Below are 6,395 nucleotides of genomic sequence, written 5' to 3'. Positions count from 1 at the left end.
TCCTCTTCCTGCTCTTGCTTTCTCCTAAAATCTTCCGGCAGATCGATAAACACCTGGTTCCCCTGTCTCAACCCCCTGAGAATCTGAGTTTTATCGTTGATTGTCGGTCCGATAGTGACAGGTTTAAACTCCGGTTGATTATCTAAATCTGGCACCATCACTCCGGTTTCCCCATCTTGGGTAACAATAGCTACGGTGGGAACAACGAGGGCATTGCTAATCGGTTCACCTAAAAATGCTAGGTCAACATTCATGCCTGAACGCAATACCTTTTGAGCCTCTGGCGCAAGTGCAACTCGCACCTGAAACGAGGTGACATTTTGCTCTTCAATGGCTTCTGGAGCAACAAGCCTGACCTGACCTTGGAAAATTTTATCGGGAAAGGCGTCTGAAATAATCTCTACCCGCTGTCGTTCTTTGATCTGTCCCACATCAACCTCTGGAACCTCAGCGAGGACTTCTAACTCTTTTGTAGCGAGCGCCACAATTGACGTTGAGGTTGCTGAAGCTGTACTGGAAGCGGATGTGGTAGGAGTCACAAATGCGCCAACGGTGGCATATTTCTGAGTAATAATCCCAGAAAATGGAGCAGTGATCTCCGTGTCTTTGAATTGTATGTATGCAGTCTGAGCTTGGGCTTGAGCTGCAACAACGGCTGCCTCGAGTTGAGCAACTTCTTCCTTGCGAGTACCATTTTGCAGTTGCTGTAGAGCAAATACGGCTTCAGCGACTGACGCTTTAAGCTGAGTAATTTGTTCTTGACTCTTCTCAATCAACTGCTGTAACGCAAATTTGGCTTCGTCTACCGCCGCCTCAAGCTGAATGATTTCTGGACTGGTGCGGTTTTTTGTGCTTCGCACTTGCTCTAGCCGTTGTTGAGCTTCAAGGAGGTTTGCCTCGGCATTGCGGGCTTCTGTCAATACTTCATGAAACCGATCTTGCGAGATGGCTCCCTCTACTAATAAGGATTGATTGCGCCTAACCCGCGCTTGAGCTAAATCCCGTTGGGAGAGGGCTTTTATGACTTGAGCCTCTACCTGCTTGATTTCGCTGGGGTTTCCTACCTCAGCTTCATCCAAACGCGCTTGAGCTTGAGCCAGACGCGCTCGAGCTTGAGCAATTTCTTCTGGACGACTTTTTGCCACTTCATCCAAACGTGCTTGAGCTTGAGCCAGACGCGCTCGAGCTTGAGCAATTTCTTCTGGACGAGAACCCGCTTTTGCCTCAGCCCAACGGACTTGAGCTTGCTTAAGGTCAGCTTGAGCTTTGATAAACTGCGCCTTTAGCTCGGCTGGCTCCATAACCGCAATTACTTCCCCAGCCTCCACTTCCTCACCTTGTTCAACCTCTAGCTTTACCAGACGACCGGCTGTTTTAGGACTGAGGTTCACTGTTTGAACGGGTTGTACAGTACCGTTAGCAGCGATGCGCACGGTTAAATTTTGGGCTTGCACCGGCACCGTCAACTCCTCAATATCAGGTTTGGAGGGTTTGGCGGCGATCACAAAATAACCCGTACCACCGACTATTAAAATACCTGCTGCCATCAGTCCCATTATCCAAGGGAGAGGTTGTTTGACTTTACCCATCAGTCGGACATTCTCTATATGAGGTTTGCAAGCCAGACAGCAAAAAGAAACTCTCTATCTGTTTCCGTCTCGTCGGCTTGGCATTCTAGGCAGTATTGCAATCTTTACCGAACCCGATTCGCAGCCAAGGAAAATCCTTTGATCCAACCCGACTGACGAGTTGCTGTGTGATTGTTCATCTCCATAGTAACTGTGTTGCTCACACCACTTAGCTCTCTAACCGACCTCTAGCTCTAGGGAATTCCGCAATTAAAGAAAATTTTTGCGTAGGATTAGTACAGCGATCGCATCGATTATGCGCTAACTTAGCTGAAGATTCTGTCTGTACTTGTTGTCTTTCGAGGCTCCGCCGTGCCCAAGCATATTTCTTTCTTTTCTATTATTGTTGCCCTCGGTTTACTGACTGTCCCCGTTCCGGTTTTAGGACAGGCACTGGTTCCCTATACCCTACAGCTCGATTCAGAAGAACTTGAGCAGCAGGGTTTGAATCTAGCTCAAGATGCGGTTCAGCTTGTGCGTTTCCAGCAATACGATCTGGCGCTACCTAGGGCTGAACTTGCGACTCAACTGGCTCCCAACAGCTATCAAACCTGGTTTATCTTGGGTAGCCTATACGTGCAGAACAAAGAAGTGGATAAGGCGATTGAGGCATTGCAACGGGCTCACTCCCTCGAACCACAGGAAGCAGGGATTTTATTTACATTAGGTTCAGCACATTTTCAAAAAGCGAACTACACTCAAGCGATCGCTGATTTGGAAATGGGGTTGAAGATTGAACCTGAGGTTCCCGAAGCTTTGTTTGATCTGGGGAATTCTTATTATATGATTGAGCAATATCCCCAAGCGATCGCAACTTACGAAAAGGCGGCTGCCCAAAAACCAACCGATTCGTGGCCCGTTTGGCCCGCTATTAACAATATGGGGTTGGTGAAATACGAACAGGGTGATGTGGCGGGTGCGCTCGAAAAGTGGCAAGCGGCGCTCGCTTTTGACGAAGAAGCGGCTGAACCCCAGTTAGCAACGGCAGTAGCGCTCTATACTCGCGGCGAACGGCAGAAGGGAATCTCCTTAGGAGAAGCCGCAATTCGCACCGACAATCGTTATGCTGATTTAGAGTTCCTCAAGGAAAATCTTTGGGGCAAGCGTCTGCTCTCGGATACTAAAATGTTTTTGGAAAATCCCCAAATTCAAGCTACTATTGCCCAAAATCAAGAGCCGCCCTTGCGAGTGGAAGTAGCTCCAAAGTAGGGGCTGGTTGGGGTTGACGATAGACCCCTTTGCCGTTGGAGTCTTCCACTACTGGGACGTTTCTTTAAGCTTGCTGCCGATGGTGTAACGTTCCAAGACCTGTAAGCCAACCAATGACGACAGCAAGCCGATCGAATTGTTTCATCCTCTACATATTGATCTTGCCGAAATGTCCCTGAAGCAGTACATAAGTACTTAACTGGATTTCCAGTTGCTCGGCAACCTAAGCACCCAGTTTAAGAGGATTGATATCGCCACTAATCTTTGGGTAGCAGCGCCATAATCTGATCGACAAACTTTTGATGGTCAACAACAGGTTTGGAAATATAGCCATCGGCTCCACTCTGGCGGAGGAAGTTTTCGCGATCGCCTTCCATCGCGTGAGCTGTTACCAATATAATCGGCAGCTTACTGGTTTGGGCATCGGCTTTGAGCATCTGAGTGATTTTAATGCCGTCCATTGGCTTACCCTGATAAACACTGTGAGCCAGGGAAACATCCATCAAAATAATGTCAATGACTCCAGAGTGGGCAATTTGTATGACTTCTTCGACATCTTCGGTTCCCTTGACATTCAAGCCACCCCGTTTGGTGAGAATCTTGGAAAATACTCGAAGATTAATGGGATCGTCTTCTACAATCAAAACGGTTTTCATGGGCGTTGCATCAAGTAAAGTCGTCTGTTAACAAAAGTGCGATTCAATCATAAGTCTGACAAGGACTTAGTAATGTTGCCACCAAAAAATCCAATTTGTCATCACGTTGTCGTTAGAAAATAGGGAACAGAACTCATGGCAAAACAGTTGAACCTGCTGGGGACTGGTCAGGTCATCTCCACAGCCCTACACGCAGAGATGCAACAGTCCTATCTTGAATATGCCATGAGTGTGATCGTTGGGCGTGCTTTACCCGACGTTCGCGATGGTCTTAAACCCGTTCATCGGCGTATTTTGTACGCTATGCACGAACTCGGTCTAACCCCCGATCGACCCTACCGCAAGTGCGCTCGTGTTGTGGGCGACGTTTTGGGAAAATACCACCCCCACGGAGATCAATCAGTTTACGACGCCCTAGTGCGCCTAGTCCAAGACTTCTCTACACGCTATCCCCTCCTCGACGGTCACGGCAACTTTGGTTCGGTCGATAATGACCCACCAGCGGCAATGCGCTACACCGAAACGCGCCTGTCTGCTATTGGTAATGAATCGCTCCTTTCAGAAATTGGCGAAGCTACTGTTGACTTTATCGGGAATTTCGATAGTTCTCAACAAGAACCCATCGTCCTACCCGCTCAACTACCGATCTTGTTGCTCAATGGCTGCTCTGGTATTGCGGTAGGCATGGCAACCAACATTCCGCCTCACAACTTAGGAGAGATGGTCGATGCATTAATTTCTCTGATTGACCATCCGGATTTAGCGGATGAAAAATTGTGGGAATTAGTTCCAGGACCAGATTTTCCCACGGGCGGCGAAATCATCGAAACCTCTGGAATTCGAGACGCTTACAGCACAGGGCGTGGAAGTATTCCCGTCCGGGGAGTTGCTAAAGTTGAACAAATTCAAGTCGGTCGCAGTCGGCGTCATATGCGAACGGCAGTTGTGATCACGGAGCTGCCGTACCAAGTTAATAAGGCAGCTTGGATCGAGAAGGTGGCAGATCTAGTTAACCAGGGACGCTTGGAAGGAATTGCTGATTTGCGGGACGAGAGCGATCGCCGAGGGATGCGCGTAGTCGTAGAACTCAAACGAGATGCCCATCCCAGAAGTGTCCTCAAACATCTCTACCAGCAAACTGCCCTACAAAGCAACTTTGGAGTCATTATGCTGGCACTGGTAGATGGACAGCCGCGCCAGCTATCCCTGCGACAGTTGCTAGAGGAATTTTTGAAGTTCCGCGAAGAAACCCTGACTCGGCAATATACCTACGAGCTAAACCAGAAAGAAGGGCGTCGTCATATTGTGGAAGGATTACTGGTATCTATTGCCCAACTTGATGCCACGATCGAAATTCTCAGACACGCCCCCGATGGAACTACAGCAAAAACCTCTCTCCAAAGTCAGTTAAACATTAGTGACGTGCAAGCAGATGCCATTTTGAGTATGCCTCTGCGACGCCTAACAGGATTAGAACGCCAGAAATTACAGACTGAGTGTGACGAGCTAACGGCGCAAATTCAAGAATTACAGCAGTTGCTCAGTAGCCGACACGAATTGCTGAAAGCGTTAAAAAAAGACTTGCGATCGCTCAAACGCAAGTACACAAACCGCCGCCGCACCAAGATTCGGTCGTTGCCCCCTGAGAAAGCAGAGCCAGACAGTCCCAAATCGAAGGAGAAAAAAAGCAGGAGAGCAAAGGAGCAGGGGCGTAAAACAGTGCCTCCCCTACCAACTCAACTGGAGCTGACTACAGCAGCAGCAGAAACTGTTCTGGAATTTACCTACCAAGGGCGCGTACAGCGGCAGCGTCCCAAACCCCAACGCAAATCAACACCATCCGTGGAAAACGGCGATGATTTTGTGGTTCAGACTCAACTCACCACGACACAGGCTGAATTTGTAGCGATCGCCAGTGGCGGTAAAGCGTACCCTGTAAAAGTTCAGGATATTCCACCCGTCGCCGGACGCATGAAGGGAGCTTCTTTGGCAAGCTTGCTGCCTGAAGCTGCCCAATCTGAGACGGTTGTCACCCATTTTAGGCTACCTGATATCTCTCCAGACCTAATGCTTATCTTGCTGACTCAACAGGGACGCATCAAGCGCCTGCCTGCATCGGAATTAAGCAGCCTAACGGCACGAGGTTTGACCCTGATTAAGCTTAAGGATAGCGATCGCCTACAATCTCTCAACTTTGCTAAAACGGGGGAACAACTACTCCTAGCAACTAGCAACGGACGGATTTTACGCTTTGAGATTAATGACCAGCAGTTACCGTTAATGGGACGTACTGCCCAAGGAAATCAGGCACTACGGTTGCGGCGTCGTGAACGGCTTGTGGGTTGTTGTGCAGCATTCAGTGAGGATGAAAACCTATTACTGGTTTCCGAGCAGGGATATGGTAAGCGCCTGCCAATGAATGCAATTAGGTTGGGCAATCGAGGAGATCTGGGAACTCAAGCCCTTCAGTTTAAAACCTCAGCAGATACCCTAGTCGGAATGATAAAAGCATCGCCTGGTTTACAGACTGCACTTGTGACTAGTGCCGAGCGAGTATTGCTGTTGAAGGTTGATACGGTGAAGTTGTGGTGGAAAGATGGATGTGGCGATCGCCTAGTTAAACTCCAACCCGAAGAAAAAATTGTTGATATTACGACTCTAGAGAAAGCAGACAGCGTTAGATAACGCTCTTTCATGAGTCTCGGATAAATTGACGAGTTTGCGAGGGTACAGCCAAGGGAAAATTAAGGTTTTACTCCAGACTAACGGAAGAGCGATAGTCTGGGTATAGTGTGGGAATTCTGTAAAAAGTAGTTTGTAATATCACCAGTCGTATCCAAATCCTCGTAGAAATTATGACAGAACAACAGCGTCCGCCCATTACTCCCCCACCTCCACCCCG

At 48.6% G+C, this 6,395-nt stretch carries 4 protein-coding genes; 2 read left to right on the top strand and 2 right to left on the bottom strand.

The window, feature by feature from the left end:
- A partial coding sequence (locus IQ257_RS28415; RefSeq protein ID WP_193933424.1) for an efflux RND transporter periplasmic adaptor subunit occupies positions 1–1,589 on the bottom strand: 1,589 nt, incomplete at its 3' end.
- 351 nt (positions 1,590–1,940) lie between these two features.
- Here IQ257_RS28415 and IQ257_RS28410 point away from each other — a divergent pair.
- The gene (locus IQ257_RS28410) at positions 1,941–2,837 is read left to right on the top strand and encodes a tetratricopeptide repeat protein (RefSeq protein ID WP_193881790.1); all 897 of its coding nucleotides are present in this window, start codon (positions 1,941–1,943) and stop codon (positions 2,835–2,837) included.
- 257 nt (positions 2,838–3,094) lie between these two features.
- On the opposite strand, the gene IQ257_RS28405 is transcribed toward IQ257_RS28410, so the two are convergent.
- Positions 3,095–3,493 carry a response regulator gene (locus tag IQ257_RS28405; RefSeq protein WP_193881787.1) on the bottom strand — a complete coding sequence of 133 codons (399 nt, stop codon included), beginning with the start codon at positions 3,491–3,493 and terminating at the stop codon, positions 3,095–3,097.
- Positions 3,494–3,628: 135 nt separating this feature from the next.
- Between IQ257_RS28405 and IQ257_RS28400 the strand changes: the two genes are divergently transcribed.
- Positions 3,629–6,178 carry a DNA gyrase/topoisomerase IV subunit A gene (locus IQ257_RS28400; protein ID WP_193881785.1) on the top strand — a complete coding sequence of 850 codons (2,550 nt, stop codon included), beginning with the start codon at positions 3,629–3,631 and terminating at the stop codon, positions 6,176–6,178.
- Positions 6,179–6,395 lie beyond the last annotated feature (217 nt).

This window comes from Coleofasciculus sp. LEGE 07092, assembly GCF_015207375.1.
Taxonomy (GTDB): domain Bacteria; phylum Cyanobacteriota; class Cyanobacteriia; order Cyanobacteriales; family Coleofasciculaceae; genus LEGE-07092.
Note: the sequence above shows the minus strand (reverse complement) of the source record. Positions and strands in the feature narration are given on the sequence as shown.

What these genes read in the sequence shown, in the direction of transcription:
- IQ257_RS28405 (WP_193881787.1), bottom strand. Translation starts at nt 3,493, where the DNA reads ATGAAAACCGTTTTGATTGTAGAAGACGATCCCATTAATCTTCGAGTA.
- IQ257_RS28400 (WP_193881785.1), top strand. Translation starts at nt 3,629, where the DNA reads ATGGCAAAACAGTTGAACCTGCTGGGGACTGGTCAGGTCATCTCCACA.